Genomic DNA, 19,096 nt, shown 5'->3' with positions numbered 1-19,096 from the left:
ACCGTCCCATCCTCACAAACGGTTCTGGTCTCGTAGACCAACTGCCGGGAGACGAACTCCCGACCATCACATCCCGGACACCGAGTGTATCCGAGTGGCTGCTCGGTCGTTGGTGATGCTCCCGTTCCATCCTTGTCGGTCGACTGGACGGCTGTGTTCGTCGGTGCCTCCCCAGTCTCGACCCACTCGTGGGCCTGATCACTCTCGAACGGGTTCGCTGTCGGCGTTGAGGGTGTTGAATCAGTACTCATTGTTAGTGAGGACGCGAGCGCCCTCGCCGCTCGGGGCGCGACACACCTACTCCGGCGTATCGCGGTCGAACGCCCGCTTCGCTCGCCCCCACACGCCCCGCGACTCACGGGACTGTGCGTCCTCCCGAAGGGTGTCGATGGTCTGTTCGCGTTCTGTGAGGTCGGCTTCGAGTTGGTCTACGATCGCTCGCAACGACTCAATCCGCTCGTCTGCATCCTCGAGGTCCGTCTCCAGGCGATCAATCTGCTCGCGTAGCAGGCGATTGCGCTCGACGAGATAGGCGTGACTCCGGTCACTCGGCTGTGTCGCGTCGCCGCCTTCGGCGTCACTCGTATCCTCGTCCTCACCTGCGTGCTCGGGGTCGTAGGCGTCGGTCGTCACCTGCAGGGCCCGCTCGACGGTGCGCTCACCGTAGGTCGCCCCATCAGCGTAGTGGACCTCGTCCCACTTCCCCCGCAGGAGGCCAGATTCACGGAACAACCGGTCGACACGCCCTTGATCCCGCCCAGTCCAGAACGCCAGCAGACAACACAGCGCCATATCGGCTTCCGAGTGGCTGTCGTACCCGCTGGTATCGCCCTGCCACAGCGCGCCGAATTTCTGGCCGTTCTGGGCTGACCGGGCTTTCTCAAGGAGGTCGTCATCCGAGAGCGCGTTGCCCGCCGATGCTGCCGAGACCGATGCCTCGACGGCTGCCGGCGGGTGGTCCGCTGTCGTCTCAGTCTCCTGGGCAACGTGCTCGCGGTGAACCGCTGCCAGCTCGTCCGTCCGCTCGTGAATCGCTCGCTGCTCACCGAGGCACCCCCCGGTAACGGTGAAGTACCGGGCCGTCTCGTACAGTTCGACGTCACCGTGGCGGTTCCGTCCCTCGGGCAGTGCCCCATGGACGATAACGTGGACGCCCGTTCCCGAGGGACTCACCTCCGTGTACGAATCCAGCTGTTCGACGATCGCCCGCGCGTTTTCGCTCAGCTCACCAGTGTCGGAATCTCGGCAGTCATCGAGGTCGACGCCGACCAACGAATCATCCTCGGTGAAGACGAATCCTACCCCGTCGACGCTGTCGTGGTCTCGTGCGTACTTGAGGGCCGTCTCGACGTCGGTCCACGTCCCCGCGTCGGTCGCCGAGGCATACTCACCCGTGTGCGCGTCGACCGGCACTTTGGTCGATTTGTCGTCGCGCTGTTCGCTCCGCCAGCACACCCACTGAGGGCGGTCGCGGAGCGCCGACGGCACCACCCCACTGTCGATGTGTAACTCCTCCCTCATTGCAGGACATTCCTCCATGCGTGTTCCACCACCCCTCTGGGGGACCGAGACACACCACCGCGCCGCGCACTCGTTCTTCTGTCCAAAACCAACGCCCACCCCCCACCCAATACTAGTTGGTTTTGGGCTGACCTACCGGGGCGGTGGCTCGCCGTCTGGTGGTTTTGCCCTGACCGGACTAGGACGGGGAATAGGAGGCGTAGTAATTCCCCTGACCACCGGCGCTCTCGGGCGATTCTCGGCGTCTCAGTCGGGGAACTCGGAGTACCACCTCGTCGGGGGACCCCCCTATCGAGAAAATGCCCTGACCACCGGTTCCGTCGGGGGGTTTGCGGGAGAGTGAGTCGATTCGAATCTGTCATGAGTGGGAAAACCGCTCGCCCATCGGTGACAGGGCGATGCCGGTGTAGAGCTGCACGCGCTCGTCACCAATTCGTCCCCGACAGGTGCCGACATCACTCACGTCCCGAAGCCGTCTTGTCAGCCACGACTTCGAGGCGTCGTCGGCGCCGGTGTGGTTCGCCCATTCTTGGTAGACGGCGTGGACATCGTCTTTCGGAATGGTCGCCTCCGGAGCCTCGACGAGGCACTGCTCGAAGAACGCCGCGAACGATGGTGGTTGGTCAGCACTCGAAGCCGACGGAGCGACGTCGCTCTCATCTGAGGAAGCGTCAGAACCAGTCTTGGATCGTGGAGGGTGCGACGCTATCGCCGGGGAGGTATTGCCCTGGAGGGAGTCGTCGACACGAGCATCGAGGAGCGTTGTCAACGGTCGTAGTTGTCCATCGTCGTAGCGCTGTATCGACTCATCTGGACCGAGAACAACAACTTCGTAGTCGATTCTGCACGATTCAATCGGCAGATTCGTCTCGGGGACGAACGGCTCGGGGATGGTGAGCCAGTCGTCGGTCAAGGCCTCTTTTGAGGCGTACGTGTGCTGCTCGCCACGGTCGTAGACGACCCACTCGTCGTCGACCGGGTCGTAGCTAGCCAGCGCCGGTACGTCCGACTTGTTGATGTCAGCAAGAGCACCAACCCGCACATGGCTGACGCCGGCATCATTGATGAGCACCAGTCCGTCGTCCTCGCGTCGCCACGTGGGGCTACTGGCGTCCGTAGTGGCCGGTCGAACAGCCGTCGTGCCGCCTTCGTTGGTTGCTCCACCGCCAAAGGTAATCGATCGGTCTGTCGGGTAGAGCCGAACTGTTCCGTCTGCTTGCTCGTTAACCGGTGGTGAGACGATTCCTTCGACACGCCGAGCCCACTTTGTCCCGTCCTCACCAGCGGCGTCGACGACGAATAGCGGAACTGCCTCGGCCTCCTGTGCCTTTCTGAGATTCGCCAGTACCTTCCGGGGGTTCTCGACGGTGCTCGCTTCCGCCTCAACGGCGAACCGGTGAGGTACGTCCGGGTGGGTGGCCCACGCATCCGGTTGCTCGCTGCCATCCTGCTCAACGACGTGAACATCGAACCCGCCAGCGGTGAGTGCACGCTCAGCAGCGTACACGAGGGCGTCGTGACCGGAGCCACCTGCTGCCCGGGTATCACCCGTCTCGGCGGTGACGGACTGTTCGCCCGCCTCTGTGAGACGAACGACGACCGCGTCTCGTTCGAGGTCGATATCGACATCAAGCAACGGCGAGCGATCGCGGAGTTCACTCAGTGTCTCCGTCGATGGTGAATCAGCCTCGACACGCTCGTAGTGCTGGCGCAACTGCCGATCAACCACCTCAACATCTATCCACTCGTTGGCCTCACGAACGCCTCGGCGCAGTTGGGCGCTCCGAACGACGTGTGCGAGCGCCACTGCAAGGTCTCCGTCAGCATCACCGAGCAGGTCGGTCAGCTCCGCCGGGAGGCCATCAGAGGGACTGACTGCAGGGGTGTTGGTTCCGTACTCGTTAACGACTCGCTCGTGTATCTGGCGACGGACCGAGTGGTAACGTCGTTCGTCATCACCGTGCAAGGCCTGCTCGCCTTCAGGATGGCCTGCTGGCAGCGATGGAGCCTGCACGTAGAACGGGGCTGGTGGTCCCTGCGTTCGGTCAGCGCTAGGGACCCGGACGAACCACTCATTAGCCGCTAACGAGTTCACACGGTTCCGGAATGCCGTCGCATCAAGGTCGTCGTGGGCGAACGCCTCGGCAACCTGGTCGTCGGGCGGGATCCCACCGACGATGTGAGTCCCGATGTTCCCAATTGCGCTTAGGTACGCCTCTCGGTCACCGTCCTGCTTGAGTTGCTCGGGAAACTGGACGCCAAGTGTCAGTGAGAGACGGAACTCACGACCTTTTGTCAAGAGCTCACTCAGAACCGAAGCCAGCAAATCTGACCCTCCCTCGTCAACGAACACGTTAGCAACGTAGTCGTCGGGTTTCGCACGAACCGCTTCGCTGGACGCTCGGAGTGCATCGTACAAGCAGGTCAACAGCATCCCGATGACGGTCCGTGAAGGGCCGGTGCGGAGTTTTCCGACGTCGAAAATAATCGTTTTGTCCTCGTGGATGAGATCGTGGAAATCGAGTGTCGATGTCGTCTCGGTAAGCATTCGTCGTAAGAATGGATCCTCGACGATAGGCCCCATCCGCGTCTCAACGCCGCCCATAATGTTCGTAAACGTCCGTGCATCTCGGCTGATCAGGTTCTGAAACTGTTGGCGGAGGTTTTCGTCACTCGTCGACGGGAGTGCAGTCGGGTCACGGTTCGGGGGGCCCGCCTGCCACAACTGGTGGGTGAGGTGTCGAAGTTGGTCGTAGCCGAAATCATCGGTCGACTCACGATACCGGCCGTTCTCAAGGCCGTGCTCTTCATCGTACATTGCTGCCGTCAGCGCTCGAATCACCTGCGGGACGGTCACTGCCCGTTCGTACTTTGTCTCACCGAGCGCGAGTTTCAGGAACTCCTCGTGACGGGCCACCCGATCACGGACGGCCGCCTCGCGAGCGGTCGCCGTTTCGGTCGTCTGATCGGCCCAGACGTCCAGCAGGGGTTCAATGTCGAACACGGAGAGGCCGGGCTGGACTTCGTGCAGCGGGACGTACACCACGTCCTCCGCAAGGCTGTCGAACCCGTGCGTCGCGGCATGAGCACGCATGTAATCGTCGGCGAGGCTGCCATCTTTCGATGTGAAGATGATGGTCGGACCACGACACTGGTCGAACTGCGAGAGAGCCATCTGCAACATGAGCGTGCTCTTACCGCCACCCGTCACATCGCTGATGAGGGTATGGCGGTACTGGAGCCGCGCTGGAAGGTGCAGTGCCTCTAGGAGCGGATCGCCGTTATTGTCGACCGGGTAACCAAGAACGAACCCATCTACGTACTGTGCGCGACGATCGGCGGACAGGCCCAGTGGCGGCGTCCGGCTCTCTCGGTTCGCTTCGGTCTGCTGTGCGCCAAGTGTCGAGAGTTGCCCACCGGTCGGAGTGATGAGGACGTTCGCCAGTTCAGCGGCGTTCATCAGTATCTCAGAGTCAGAGATATCATTCGGTCGGCCGAGTGCCTGTTCGACGGTGGTCGAGGCAGTTTCGCTCCCTCGCAACCGAGACGTCGACTCGGTCGTGGTGGTCGTATCGAGCCGAAAGAGCTCGGTGTCGAGTGACGAGAACGCATCACCGAGGTCGTCACACGTGGTGTCGGGAGCCGAGTAGTGGTCCTCAGAGAGAATCATTCCTCGAAGCGTGGCGCGATAGACGCTATAGTTGCGCTTCGCTTCGATTGCTTCGACCTTTCGAGCCTCCCAGTCGGTGGGCTCGTACTGTTCGGGAATCGTCTCCCAGAACCGTCGGGCGTCAGCGCCCGTTTTGATTGCCTCAATACGGCTGCTTGCGACCTCCGACCAGGCACGTTCGTGAGCGAATCCCACTCTGAGTGCCGCAGGCTGGTCACTCTCCGCGAGCGTCTCGACGACTGCAGCAAGTGGGCCGTCAGCTGTCGGGCCATCCGCATCCGTCGACGCGACCTCGTGGAACGGTTCGAGCATTGCCATGGGGTCCTTGCGCGCCTGCCACTCGATGGTCCGAACCTCGTCGGAGTCGAGAGCAGGCCGAGCGAGTATCGACCCATCTGCAGTCCGGGCCGGCGTGAGTACTCGACCGTCGACAGTTGCTTCCGAGACGGTCGGCAGTCGTTCGATAGCTAGCGTATCTCGGTGTGACACGCAGCTGTTCGTGAGCGCCGCAACCTCCGCCGATGAACACTGCAAACGACCGCGATGAAGCTGAGTACAGAACTCGTCATGGGAGAGCTCCACCGTGTCGACGAATTCGGCGTCGAAGTCTCGGCGGACGCGTTTGAGCGTGTGTGTCGGCGGGTGAACTGCTTCGAGTTCGTCGAGAAGTCGCTCGGGCCGTTCGCTAGCCCGGTAGTAGAACTCGACGGGAGAGTCTAAGCCGGTACTCACGACGGTCAACTCGAACGTCACCGGCATCGATTCCTCACTCGAACCGCCGTTCACCGAGGGTGGTCCCGAGCGTGTCGTTCGGAACCGTCGTGAGACCTGCTCAACGACGTGTTCGGCATCCATACTCCCGTGGGAGGGAGTGATTCGAACCCGGATTGGCCGCAAATCGATTGGTGAGTGCTCTGTCCGCTCCAACCGGAGGAGGATGCCATGAGGTGTTTCAGGGGTGGACAGGCCCTCCGCGAAGCGCCACGGTTCGCTGTATATCGCTGTCTTGACCGATAGGTGGCCGTAGCCTAGTAGCCGGCCGAATAGCGGTGTAGTGCGTGACACCTCCTCAAGAGCGGTGTACGGCGTCTTCTCGACCTCCCGCCAGCGTGACCAACCTTCACTTCGGTATAGCGCCTCGTCAGTTAGCGCATACCGGCGAGTCCACGTATTGAGAACTGTCGCTCCCACAGTCAGTCCACCAACTAATGCGACGGCCAGTAGCCCGGGCCACAGCGGGAGGGGGTCGATTCCGAAATCGACCGGGGACGAGATGGTCATCGGGTTCGCGCGAATCCATAGTAGACAGGTCACCCCCAGCACAGCAAGGACCGTCGGGAGTATGATTCGAGGGATGACTGCCCGACGCCTGGCCCGACCAGTCCACCGGACCGGAGAGTCGAGACTCGTCTGCTCTTGCCACCACTCGATATCTCGAGTATCTCTACGGGAGTGAACCGGTGCGTCGCTGGTAGACGTCTCGGTACCGTTGGTAGATCGGTGGTCGGTACATCGGTCGCTTGAGTCTTCAGACAAAGCATCGCTCATGGCTCACCCGGTCTGTTGATCGAAGTGCTGGTCGAACGCGCCGTGGGTCTCAGGGTCGTAGTCGAACACGCGCTGTTCGAGCGGTGAAAGGCGAATCTGGAGCCGATGCCAACCCTCACGCTCTTCGAATCCCATCAGACACTCCGTGTAGCCAAGGCCGTCTTCGCCCCGCGTCGCCGTGCCACGGATGAACGATGACTGCGGGTCGTTGAGTCCGTACGCTGTAGCGGTCTCGTCGGTCAAGTCATCCGTGGAGAAGAACGTCGTTGTGGTGGTCTGGCCACGGATAGCGTCGAGATACTCCTGGATCTCCTGCGTGCGCCCATCGACGAAGTCAGATGGGTGTTGACTGACGAACCACAATCCGGCGTCGTAGTGGCGCCAGTGGCGGGCCGCTTGCTGTAACCATCCGAGCATTTCGCGACTTTGGAGGAGATAGTGTGCTTCGTCGATGACGAACACCGTTCGTCCCGGTGCGCGCTTGACCGCCTGATAAACCTGTCCGAGCATCAACATTAGCATCGTGCTTTTGTCGGCTGCAGAGCCAAGTCCCTCGATCTGCTGGAGATCGAGATATGTTACGCTACCAGGTTCGATTCGTGCCTCAGATTCGCCGGTCAAGGCTCGCATGTCACCGTCTTCAGCAAACCCGCTCAATCGACGGAGCAACGGTCCTGCGTTCGTGGTGATTTCTTGCTCCTCGAGTCGGGAAGAGACGTACTGGCTCGGGTTCTCACCCATATCCCGAACCGTCGCGCGAAGGTCCGCCATCGTCGGACTGTTCTCTGGCCGGTGCGTGCTCGGCTCACGCGGAATGACCCCTGCCTGTCGATACGTCGCTCTGATTGCATCCTTGACAAGCGGTGCGAAGCGGTCCGCAAGTGTCGGGTCCGGTGCGATAACGCTGAGGACGAAGTTGACCGCCTCTTGGAACTTCATTTCAAATGGGGCCACATCCAGATGCTGCAGTATCGTCTCGGGTGTCGCCTCGATGTGCAACGGGTTGATGATCTGAGAGCCATCGAGCGTGATTCGCTGCCCGTTACAGAGTTCGGTCAGACCGGCAAATTCGCCCATCGTATCGCATAGAATAAGCGTCCGGTCGTCCGCTTGTGCCCACCAGCGAAGCACCTTCTTTTCGACGAACGTCGTCTTCCCGCTCCCCGAGTCACCGACGACCAGTTGATGGCCAGGACCAGGCTCGAATCCGTCAGCGACGACTGCAGAGCCGTTGCTCGCGAGTCGGCCACACATCACCCCATCGTCCTGTCGAATTGTGGGTGCGACCGGTGGGAAAGCTGCTGCGATGGTTCCGGAGAGTGTCAGTGAAGACCGAGTTCGCCAGGATTGCTCGGCATACACGTCTCGGCCGGTCGGCGCACTCGACTTGAACAGCGCGTCCTGCCGGTGGTCGGATGTGACCGCTGTGAGTTGGGCCGGCGTTCTTTCGAGTACGTCGGTAACAGAGCTACAGGCGTCGTCAAGTGCTTGCCGCTTTGTGAGATCGAGTGAAACCTGTTGTTCGGTGAGCAGGTCGTCTTCGAGATACTCTTCGGCGCGGTCAAGCGCCCGTCGAGTTCCTGCTCGGACGGTTACGTACCCAGTGAGTTCCCACGGCTGTGCAGGTGTCTCGTGGAGCAGAATGAACATCTCAGTGTACGGGTCCATGTCACGTTCCTCCAGCATCGCCGTGATGTCGTTCGCCTCCCGCCGTTCGGCGATGTCCGCATCAACCTCTCCAATCGTGTCTTTCAATTCGTCCATGACGGTGGCTTTCTTGCGCGACTCACAGCGCAACGTCACCTCGACATCGACACCACGCAGCGTGTACAGTTCTCGGAGGAATTTCTCGCGTGGTTGGGTCGGCCACGAGGCAATCCAGTAGGTCCGTGCAAACTGCTCACCACAGCAAACGTGCCCCTCTCGGGCGTCGTAGGTCGATGGAGCGAGCAGGTCGGCAAGGCGATTTGTTCGCTCACCAGAGGAGTCAGAATCGCCAAATGGGATGGTGGTGAACAGGCCGTCTCGGAGACGAGCGAAAAACGACGCGTCCTGCTGTTCCTCTTCGGAGAGTTCCGTGGCGACAGCATCATTGGCGTGTGCTCGTGTACTACTCGCGACTGACGTTCCGTCGAGCGAGCGATCCATAGCCGGTTGCGAGCCACCATCAGTCGTCGGTCGTTCAACGGAGCCCCGATGGGCTGCTGATGGTCCTCGAGGAGTTGTCACAGCAGCGATGCCACCGCTTCTATCATCGAGCGTCGAATCGGCCGCGACTGCACCTGGCTGGTGTGTGGCCGTCTGGTCTGGCTGTTGGCTCCTCACGGGGTGGTCAACCGGAGGCCAGACAGCGACGTCGACGGGATCGCTGACAGATTCGTCATCGAAGCTATGCTCAGTCCCCGACCAACGTCTAGCAAGGAGCGTTGCGTGTTCTGCTGGGCCGATACTCTCGGCCGAAACACCTGGAACTTGTTGAAAGGCTCCGCCGAGCTTCCGAAGTCGGTCCTGTACTTCCCGTTGCATTTGGCGGCGTCTGAGTGCTTCAAGCCTCGATTCATCGATAAGCTCGTCATCGAAAGAAGGGAGCGAGAGGTTCTCGTCGTCCGGTGAGACGGAGACGACAGCGTAATGCTTCCAGTCACGGGCATCCCATAACTCCTCGGAGATTGCCGTCTCCCAGTTGGTGAGTGTGCGCAGATATCGCCGCATCCGACGCCACGCTTCACCGGAGTATCCAGCGTGCCACTGTTGTTCATACGGCTCCGTGATTTCGGCGGGGTCAAACGTGAGACTCGTCGAGTAGAGCCGAAACGAGAAGTCGGCGACGTCCTCGTCGATTGCTGTCCGAAGACGGCCGATCATCGGGCGGGCCTCATCGTCGGTCTGTAAGTCGGTATTCCGACCCTCCAGACGGACGAGACCGACGAGACGACCGTCGGTCATTTCAGCGGTGCCATCGTCGAAGATTCGCTCAACGCCGTGTACCTGCGTGGCCACCTCGTGGGTAAACGGAAGTTTGCGACGGAGCTGCCGAAATCGAAGCGGTGCGATTAGCCGATCGGCTGCAGTCGTTTCGGTGTACTCGGTCGTTGTCGCGATGCCTCCGCCCAGAACCGCCACCAAGACGCCAAATCCGAACAGCGGGCCCGCGAGGGCGAACGACCCGACGAAGAGGAGAATATACACTGCAAGAAGAATCAGCCCAAGTCCCGGGAGGCTATAAGCGACCGTCCGGGCTGGGATGCCTCTGATTCGCATTCCTGAGTCAATCCATGGTGGGACCAACTGTGTCGGGTCCCTGTTCGGGGCGGTGTCGGTACTGCTCTGGCCTGGCGTCGTCGAATCTGATGAATGCATTATTGGTATCCTCTATCACGGTCGATGTGCGAACGTTGCTCTTCCAGTTCACTCGCGTCCAATCCTTCAGGGCCGACATCGTCACTCGGCGTGTACCCACCGACCACCCACCCCTCTCCGAAGTGCTCGCGAGAGGCTGGCAAATTTTCCTTGTTCCCGGGTGGTAGTCTGTCGCGGCCGCTTTGACGTCCGATGGCGCTCTCGGTGTCGTCGCTCTCAGTCACTCCTCGGTAGGTCGTGTAAGAATCGTGTATTCGCTCATACCCTCGCTGCATCGATGTCTCGACGTATTTTCCGCCCTGGCGGTGGGCAGAGTTCAGACCCAACGAGACGGAGGCCGCATCATTGGCGTGGTCAAGCATCGCTTTCGGGAACAGAATCAATGCGAAGCCGAGACCGGCGACAGTCATCCCCGTCGCCGCAACCGAGGTCGAGACGCTCTCGCCCCATGGGAGTTCGAACAGTAAGCGAACGACGAGCGCCTGGACGAGTTTCATCGCGACGACGACACCGAAGAGGTAGATGATTGTCTGTCCGAGCGACTTCACGAACCCGTCCCACGCGTAGCACGCCCATGCCAGCGGCCACAGATAGACCGTCATGTAGACGAGCATCCGTTCAAGCATCAGCACCACGATGGCACCCCCGACCGCTGCCGTCTGTAGGATGCCGAGGACCAGCGCTAACCCGACTCCAGCGCCGAGTTTGCCGACGTTTCCCGGCGTCTGGAAGAATTCACTACCAGAAGGAGCGAGTGCCGAGACGACCGCGTTCGTCGCATGCAACACGATGGCAGGCACGGCGATGCCCAGCAACAACAGAAGACTCGCTAACCCACATCGTCGCCAGGCGGCGCGACGCGAGCGCTGGTCGCCGTGAAGGAATGACACCCCGACAGCCCCAGCAATCATCACCACGCCGAGCGCGACGGTGGTCCCCATCGCTCCGTAGACCCCGCCCCACAGACCGTTGTTCGGGTCGGTCCACGTTTCGGGTTGTGAAGCGACACCGGGAGCCGGGATCTGGAACACGAACGTGTTGAACAGATCGATCGTCCCCTCGCCGACACCGAGCAGCACCTCTACGAACTCCGAGAGAATGTCCATGAACAGATCCGCAGGGTTGCCGATGCCGATACCGATTCCACCGCCGGTGGGACTACCGCCAGTACCGTTTGGTCCGACCGTGGTGTTGTTTGATGCGTTCTGCTGAACGCTCAACGGGGCATCCGTGAGGACGAAGGAGGAACCCGCGGCAGGAGCACTAGCAGTCACCAGCAACGTCGCTACGGCGACGACTGAGACCCCGGCTACGAGAACATCGCGCCATCGAACCATCAGTTCAGAACGGCGCGAACGACACACAGGAGATGGTTGCCATTCCAATCTGTTCCAGCAACGGTGGGAACGCGATCAGTGCGAACACCCCCCCCGAGCGAGTAGCCAGCGCCCTTGATCTGGCCCTGGCCTTCTCGCTTCTTGTCAGAGCGGCTGCTCCCGAGTTTGTTCAGACCCATTGCCCCTCGGTAGCCAGCAACAATCAGCAGCAGCAGTGCGATGAGTCCAAACGCGAAGGTGATTGCAGACCCAGCGCCCGTCTGGCACATGATTTCTTCGGCTTCGCCGGCGCTTTGAGCGGCAACGGTTGGCGTAACCATGTTCACGATTACGAGACCGGCAACGACCGTGAGCGCAAGCGACCCCCCACCGACGAGGCGGAGTCCGTGGACTGACAGTTGGGCCAGCCAACCATCGACAACCCTATCGAATCGTCTGCCGGTCCGACTGAACGCTGCGAGTGGTTGCTTGAGGCGTCCAATTCCTCGAACTACGAGTTGAATGCTATCTCGTCGCATACGAGAGTCAATCACCCCACCATCGAAAAGGTTTACGTTTCGTTCACTATATATCGTTCACACGATGTGTAAGAACGTATCGTTCACACAGTGCCGTTGTACGAAAACGGCAGTGGTCTATCAGGTGGAGGAACCGTGTGACCGACTCGACCGAACGAAAGGACATATTGCTCACCCTGAAGAACACTCGCCTCATGTCGGACCTCACCCCTGCCGACGAAGCAATCCTGCGAGTCCTCCACGAGGGGCGGGCGACACAGGGCTACATCGTCTCAAAAGCGGATGTTTCCCGAACCCACGTCTACAACCGATTGCAGTTGATGGAAGCACGCGGGTGGATCAGAAATATCCACGAGCAGACCTCGTTGTGGGAGATCACCGATGAGGCCCCGACGTTCGAGGACGTTGCGGGGGACCAAAGCGACGGTTAGGACACTACTGGTACTTCTCACGGCCACTGCATTCCTTGCGACATTGTGCCTCGGAAGTGGGACAGAGGCCGACGAACCACGAAGAGCGGGAGTCACGTTCAACGATCAGACGATAGACAACGGGAGCGTAGTCGTGGAGCAAGTAGCGCTCCCTGACGGTGGCTTCGTTGTCGTTCACGGGTCAAGGTACGTGTTCGACGATGTTCAGTCGCCAATCACGGTGTCAATGTACCTCGAGTCGGGAACGCACAGAAACGTCCGTATCTCGCTGCCTGTAGAGCTCGCTACATCACAGATGGGCGGCCAGCTAGCAGTAGTGGCCCACCATGATGACGGAGATCGCGTGTTCGAGTACTTCGACAACGAATCACTCGACGTCCCGTACAGGAACACTCGGGGGGAGGTCGTGGACGAGACGGCGTTCGTCCGAGCACCCGGAGTTACGGTCAGTTCCGTCTCAGACCCCAAGCTACGAACGGAGACCGTCAGTTGGGATGTGGCCCCTACTCCGGGTTCCGTTGTCGAGCAATCCGACGAACCACGTGCCAGCAGCAACTCGAGCACCGGTGGGTTGACCGATTCAGACCTCGTTGGGCTCGCAGTTGGGTGCGTGTTCGTGGGGTGTACGGCACTCGTGCTCGTCGCCATCAGGCGGTCGGGGTGAGAGCGTATGCACGAAACCTCTAACAAGCGGCAACAATTCACCCGACGGCGATTTTTGAAGACCGCTGGTCTCGGGGCGACACTCCTTGCGACCAGTGGCAGAGCATCGGCAGGAACACACAACGGTGCAGTGGATAGTGGTTCGGGCGTCGTCGAACTTCCCTCATCAGGTCTCACCAAGTCTGCTCGGACGTACACACTCCCGGGCCCTGGTCCGAACTCTGTCGATGTGATGCGTGAGAATATCGACGAACTCGGTTCACCCGATCCCACACACGGCGTGGACACACATCTAGAGGTTCTACAGCAAGCGCTCACCGACCGACTTGACCACGGAGAGTCACGGTCGGTCCATCACGTTCGGAAAGTCGATCTCGACGACGACCTCCACAGACGTGAGGCAAGTGACTACGGCGTAGATGTCTCGCACGGCATCGATCCTGTGGAGCCGGTATACGAAATACGACAGGAGGCGATTCGACTGCGGGACAACACGACCGTCGAGCTACCACCAGGGACGTATGTGGTTCCGCGGACGCTCACTGGGACTGTTCGTAACTGGACGCTTCGAGGAACTGGCGAGAGTCCAAACGATGTCAGACTGATAACCACTGGCGGCAACAAGCCGTTGGTCGATATCAACGGTGGTCGGAATGTCCGTTTCCAGAATCTCACGATGCACAATGGACGCGACGGCCGGAATGCGGTCGGACTGACTGTGACAATCGCGGACGGACTGTTGATTCAGAACGTTCACCACACAGGCCTCTCGCCCGCAGAAGGGAACACCGGCGACGGCGAGCAGTTCAATCGCCAAGAGTGGTCCCTGACTGTGCAGGTGACCGAAGACGATGGCGTAGCTATCACCGATGGGTTCGTCAAGACCAGCCCGACGGTCGTCGGAGGACACGCGGAGAACGACTCGACGCTTGCGTCGTGGGGGCAACATCGTGGATTCTGGTATATCAGGAATTCTCGGTTCGAAAACGCTGGTGGAGACGGCTGTACGTACATCTCGCGCACCCCGGGTGGACACCGATTCGATAACTGTGTATTTCGGAATAATTTCGCGTCGAGTCTCAGAGTCGGCGGGGGAGAGTCATGGGTCCGAAACTGTACTATAATTCTCGATCGAGAGCAGGCCAATCGAACTAACCGAGTCCTCACGCCGGAGACGATGGGGATGAACGCCATCGTTTGGGAGTCATCGTCAGCGATTACTGACGCTGGGAGGAATCGAGCAGGCGGTTTAGTCGAAAACTGCCGCATTGACGTGCGCTCGACAGGCGGGTCGATTGGACACATCCACGTCGACGGATCACACGGTGGAGTCATCGTTCGTAACACGGTTATCGTGAACCAGACGGATGATCCATCGATACGGGCAGAACGGCCGGGGTCGTCATTCATGAACGACTTCGAGAGACCAGCAGATCCCCACGGGATGTACCTCGAAAACGTTCGACTGACTGGGAACGGAGACGGTGCTGCGATTGACATCGATGGACGACAAGCGGTCGGAGTGGGAGTCTGCATCCAGATGCCGAACGGCGGAGCGACCTCCGGAATTCAGTTGTCGGAACCTTCGTGTACCGAGATCGACCCGACGAATCGACCACCACTATACGACCAGATACTCGCGCTCCAGAACGGAGTTCCGGCTGCACCGGACATCGTCGGAGCGACCGGGGGCCTGCTCGGTGGTATCGGCGCGGTCGTGGTCGGAGTCGTACTACTGCTCGTAGCCATCGTCGCGATTGGGCCGATGCTTCTAGCGAAGTTCCTCCTCGATTGAACGATGTCGCGCTCCGAACGAACCAGAAGGAACTCAGTATTCAACTGATTGGACGCTGGTTCACCTTTTCTTGCTTGATGAGAGCCTGTACTAGCCGGTTTCGGGGTCCGGCCCTGCTTCGGATTCCCGTGTACAGAACGTCGAGTCCGACCTGTTGAGCGCACTCCCCACACATCTCACCCGCAACCATTCCCAGTGGCCCGTCTGAATCAGTGAGTGGAAACCCGATTTCGAAGCGGTGACTGTCAGCCGCTGAATCGAACAAGGACCCACAGCGGAAACATCTGCTGTCGACGGGGGTGTACTCGTATACGACGAGGCAGGTCGGACAGAGCGACACAGACCAGCCGGAGCTGGCAAGGACCTCTGGAATCGTCTCGGTCAGTTCGTCGTCTCTCCAGAGACGACTGCACGACTCGCAGCGGGTGCACCCACCGTCTTTATCGGCCACTGAGTTCACCCCAGTAGCCAGCGACCACAGACAGAACCATCACGAAATTAAAAGCGACCGGGTCCGTGATGGCGTCACCGACTCGGACAGTGTTGCAGGGCTTGAACCGGGCCTTCGAGTGAGTTTCGTGAAGACGAATCGTAAAATAGGTTTATTGGCTGAAACCCCGTCCCGATATCTGCTGTGATGGAACCAAGAGCACTGGTCCATCGCCTCGTAGGTTCGACGGAGACCAGTACGGAATCCGAGACAATACGCCTTACTCGAGCGCTCCGAAAAGACGGGTCCAAACCGGGCGAGTTGGCGCAGCACTGTTCGGTGTCGAGATCGACCGTCTACCGGCAGCTCGACCCGCTCGTCGATTGTGGTCTGCTGTACAGAGATGAGGGCAAGTACAGCGTGACTGGCGGCGGCGAGCTACTGCTCAGGGATTACGACTGGGCGATGGAGACCATCGGACGCGACGGCCTCGCTTATTTGGCTGGTTCGACTCATCGCGCAGGGCTACTGAAGGCACTCAACGCGGAGCCACTTCGGTCGAGAGAACTGGTTGGAGACTCGGTATCGAAATCGACGGTCCGCCGAGCTCTGCGTGGATTCGAGGAGCGCGACTGGGTGGTCCGAACTACGAGCGGAGCGTATACGACCACGTCGAACGGTGACGAAGCTATCATGACGTTCCTGCAGCTTCTCGAAACGGCAGAGCAAACACAGGCGAAGGCTCCGTTCCTCCGGCGATTCGGCCAGCGGAGTCTCGATATACCGAGGGGAATTTTGAGCGAATCGGATCTCGTTGTCTCGACAGGTCAAGAGCCTCACGCAGCGCTCAACGCAGTCATCGATCTCACCAAACTCCGGGAGGCTCATCAAGGGACTCGAAAACTCAGAGACGTGCGGACAGTCGTTCCAATATTCAGTGCGGTCATGTACGACGTGTTCGGGTCGCTCGTTGACTCCGGAACCCAGATGCAGATTATCTTCGATCAAGAGTCGTACCGGGAGATGCGTACCCCGGGCAACGCCCACTACCTAGCGGGGGCGTTCCTCGCTCCGAACCTCGACGTGCGAATCCATCCAGAGTCGCTGACCTTCGGTTTCGGATACTATGACGGCGCTGTGATGGTCGCAGCGTATTCCGAACGGGAAGACCACGATGCGGGTATCGTTTCGGAAGACGAGCAGTTCGCCGAGTGGGTGGTTGAGACAATCGACGACCTCTGGGAAGAAGCCGACTCTCCGACGCGGTACGCGGTCGATGGCATTCGATCTGCACTCGAGGACAGCGAACTGCGGAGCAAGCTCACGGAACTACAGGACGTCGTTAAGAGGTGAGTAGCCACATCAGGTCCTCGTGGCTGGTCGTGGGCGAGAGGTCGTGGACGTGAACTCGGGGCTGTATGAGAAAGCAGGAGTGGAGTCCGGGGTGTCAAGCCCGAGTGCTCGAAAGAGCGTGTTCCGACGAATCGTCACGTCGACATCTGAGAGGCTCCAGGGATCGCGACCGACCTCCCCAACGAACACCTCGTTCCCAGAAGCTTCCGACACCGAAAAATATCGATGGCGTTCCGCAAAGAATTCTTCCAGAGAGCCGGAAGTTGCCTGAGATGTGTCGCCAGTGGGTCGGTAAGTCGCGTCGAATCTGACGGGCGCGGCTCCAGACTGTGTCCGACGACTTCGGAACACTCTGGTTTCGGCCTCTCTCGTCAGCGTCATGTCCGCGTTGTACAACGGAACGCGGAGGAACTGTTTCCCCAACGTCGTTCCGAGTCGATCGCTGGTATCCGAGCTGAAGAAGTAGACCCCAGTCAATCCTTCGTGTCGGACATAGGTTCGGAAAGTCAACTGGAGAAACGACTGTGGGAGCGAGAACGGAAGGGAAGTGAGACCAGTCTCGAAGACCTCGAACGCCTGCACGCCAAGCCAGGCATCACCTTCGAACGTATCGACGGTTAAGACGTCGGGGACACGGGATTCGATGCGTTCGGGTGGGATAGGCCAGTGGGCAAACAACACGTCACGCCCACGGAGCGATATCTGGCCACTCATGGGCACAGTGGGACCGGAACCGACAAAGACCTGTGGACAGCGGTCAGTCGAGATGCGTCGCAAATCGGCGGCGAAGGAGATAGAACCCGACAAGTACCGAGGGCAGCACACAGGCACTGGCCATCATCAGTGGCAGGTCGAGGACGATGATCCAGAGATCGACCGCTGGCACCCCTGCCAGAATGAACCACAGAAACGTCACCAGGGGAGTGACAGCAGCCAGATTCCACGCGGTGGGCTGTACCTGAGATTTGTCTTTGTTTCGGTCACGCCATGGAACGACAGAGAGGTACCACAATGCCATCCCGATGCCACCGAGAAGGCTCGCGAGCACGACAGTGGCCACGAGAAAATTCAAGAGCGCTCCAAGGAAGAACGGCCCGACTGTGATTCCCGGAATCCAGGGTGTGAGGCTCGCTTCGTTACCAATCGTCGACTGGAGGACAACGGAGAGTGCGGCTTCACCTGCGTATCGTGTGAACAGTACGAAGAATGTGCCACCCAAACCCAATTGTACCCCGAGCCGAACCGATTGAGAGAGACGTAGGGCGCCAGAGAACGTTCGATGAAGGGTCGCTAAGAGAAGCGTCGTGGCGACACACCCACTCAGAACGATGAGCACTGCGTATACCACCGAGACGTAGATGAACGCTACCCCAGCAGTCGGGGCACCGCGAAGCATGGCGACTCCGAGGAGTCCAGATCCACATAGGGGCAGTAGCGCAATCGGCCATACAGGAGGGTGGCCCCTTGAAGCCGACCGATCAGAGGACGACGTTTGCGTTCTGTGCATCGAGTTGAGATGCGGGTAGGCTCCGTAGCTTACAACGAGGCTTGCCAACAAGACTGCGAGTTCGAGACGCGATCTAAGTGCGATACTACTGCTCGTCGATGCAATCCAGTCCACCACCAGCACCAGCGTGAACGCTACACCGAGGCGGTGAAGCGTCGGAGAGGCTGCTGCGTCTGTGAGCAGTCGTGAGATAGCATCGGTGGATTTGGTCCAGGACGAAAACCAGCGAGACGCTTGGCGGTAGCCGGTGCGGAGATCATCGACTCGGTGACTGACTGAACTCTTCGAGGGGCCTTGGTGCGCTGTCCACGACTGCTGGGCGGTGGAATGATTCCATCCGTCCTCGCGGCGGGCTTCATGATGGCCGTGAGTGTGGGTTGCATCTCGAGACGACGGTGACGCGTTTCGGGCGTGTTGGGGGGTTTCGGTTGGAGATGCAGCAGTCGCCGACGATTGGTGGTGGCGACGACGATCGTAGTGACGGCGTCGTTCAGCATCGAGGAGTGTCTCTTTGGCCTCTTGAATCCGTGTGAACCGTTCGCGAGCGACAGGCGAGTCGTTTCGGTCAGGGTGGAATCGCTTGGCTTTCTGCCGATATGCCCGTTTGATTTCATCAGCGGATGCATCCGGGCGAACACCGAGAACCTCGTAGTGCGACTCGGTCATGGGTGGGCAGCGCGCTGTGGTCTCACGGGCACCGGGACTACCGGCACGTTCCCGTCTGTGAGACACCTGAACCCTGTTGCAGTGTCAAGCGGTGCTGTGGTCGGGTTGTGTGAACGTATTGTTCACCCCGTATATAACTCTGTGTTCGGTGATAGGGCTGTGGAACCGATAGTTACCCCACAATCTGATATCGGTTCGGAACGTGTGGGGTAACGATGGCGGAGCCAGCCAGCCGACCCCCTGCCCCATCAGACCTGCCAGCATACGTGCTCAATCCACTGGAGCGCCAGTCACCCG

At 59.9% G+C, this 19,096-nt stretch carries 11 protein-coding genes and 1 pseudogene; 5 read left to right on the top strand and 7 right to left on the bottom strand.

What is annotated here, in order from left to right:
- Positions 1-297: 297 nt before the first annotated feature.
- The 4 genes from GQS65_RS12430 to GQS65_RS12415 all read right to left on the bottom strand — a co-directional run bounded on the left by GQS65_RS12430 (position 298) and on the right by GQS65_RS12415 (position 11,319).
- Positions 298-1,521 (bottom strand): phage NrS-1 polymerase family protein, encoded by a 1,224-nt coding sequence (locus GQS65_RS12430; protein WP_158204969.1) that lies wholly within the window; start codon positions 1,519-1,521, stop codon positions 298-300.
- 358 nt (positions 1,522-1,879) lie between these two features.
- Positions 1,880-6,046 (bottom strand): type IV secretory system conjugative DNA transfer family protein, encoded by a 4,167-nt coding sequence (locus GQS65_RS12425; protein ID WP_158204968.1) that lies wholly within the window; start codon positions 6,044-6,046, stop codon positions 1,880-1,882.
- A 696-nt stretch (positions 6,047-6,742) separates the two neighbouring features.
- Entirely contained in the window at positions 6,743-10,000 is a 3,258-nt protein-coding gene (locus tag GQS65_RS12420) for a VirB4 family type IV secretion system protein (protein WP_158204967.1), read from the bottom strand.
- A gap of 98 nt (positions 10,001-10,098) precedes the next feature.
- Positions 10,099-11,319: a hypothetical protein gene (locus GQS65_RS12415; protein WP_158204966.1), complete on the bottom strand. Its 1,221-nt coding sequence runs from the start codon at positions 11,317-11,319 to the stop codon at positions 10,099-10,101.
- A gap of 149 nt (positions 11,320-11,468) precedes the next feature.
- Between GQS65_RS12415 and GQS65_RS12410 the strand changes: the two genes are divergently transcribed.
- From GQS65_RS12410 to GQS65_RS12390, 5 genes are all read left to right on the top strand, one after another.
- Complete coding sequence (locus GQS65_RS12410) at positions 11,469-11,831, top strand: hypothetical protein (protein WP_158204965.1); 363 nt, start codon at positions 11,469-11,471, stop codon at positions 11,829-11,831.
- Positions 11,832-12,148: 317 nt separating this feature from the next.
- The gene (locus tag GQS65_RS12405; RefSeq protein ID WP_158204964.1) at positions 12,149-12,385 is read left to right on the top strand and encodes a MarR family transcriptional regulator; all 237 of its coding nucleotides are present in this window, start codon (positions 12,149-12,151) and stop codon (positions 12,383-12,385) included.
- Complete coding sequence (locus tag GQS65_RS12400) at positions 12,336-13,049, top strand: DUF7282 domain-containing protein (RefSeq protein ID WP_449271795.1); 714 nt, start codon at positions 12,336-12,338, stop codon at positions 13,047-13,049. Before GQS65_RS12405 ends, GQS65_RS12400 begins: the two co-directional genes overlap by 50 nt.
- 231 nt (positions 13,050-13,280) lie before the next feature.
- Positions 13,281-14,843: a right-handed parallel beta-helix repeat-containing protein gene (locus GQS65_RS12395; RefSeq protein ID WP_158204962.1), complete on the top strand. Its 1,563-nt coding sequence runs from the start codon at positions 13,281-13,283 to the stop codon at positions 14,841-14,843.
- A 637-nt stretch (positions 14,844-15,480) separates the two neighbouring features.
- Complete coding sequence (locus GQS65_RS12390; protein WP_267902912.1) at positions 15,481-16,626, top strand: winged helix-turn-helix domain-containing protein; 1,146 nt, start codon at positions 15,481-15,483, stop codon at positions 16,624-16,626.
- A gap of 9 nt (positions 16,627-16,635) precedes the next feature.
- On the opposite strand, the gene GQS65_RS12385 is transcribed toward GQS65_RS12390, so the two are convergent.
- The 3 genes and pseudogenes from GQS65_RS12385 to GQS65_RS22130 form a co-directional block, all read right to left on the bottom strand.
- On the bottom strand, positions 16,636-17,340 hold the full coding sequence (locus GQS65_RS12385; protein ID WP_158204960.1) for a YqjF family protein: 705 nt from the start codon (positions 17,338-17,340) through the stop codon (positions 16,636-16,638).
- 43 nt (positions 17,341-17,383) lie between these two features.
- Positions 17,384-18,022 (bottom strand): hypothetical protein, encoded by a 639-nt coding sequence (locus GQS65_RS21665; protein ID WP_233265124.1) that lies wholly within the window; start codon positions 18,020-18,022, stop codon positions 17,384-17,386.
- Positions 18,023-18,616: 594 nt separating this feature from the next.
- Positions 18,617-18,799 (bottom strand): annotated as a pseudogene (locus GQS65_RS22130) (DnaJ domain-containing protein); the annotation flags it as partial.
- Positions 18,800-19,096: the final 297 nt, after the last annotated feature.

Source organism: Halomarina oriensis (assembly GCF_009791395.1).
GTDB lineage: Archaea > Halobacteriota > Halobacteria > Halobacteriales > Haloarculaceae > Halomarina > Halomarina oriensis.
The sequence above is the reverse complement of the archived record's forward strand: the minus strand, read 5'-3'. Positions and strand labels throughout refer to the sequence as shown.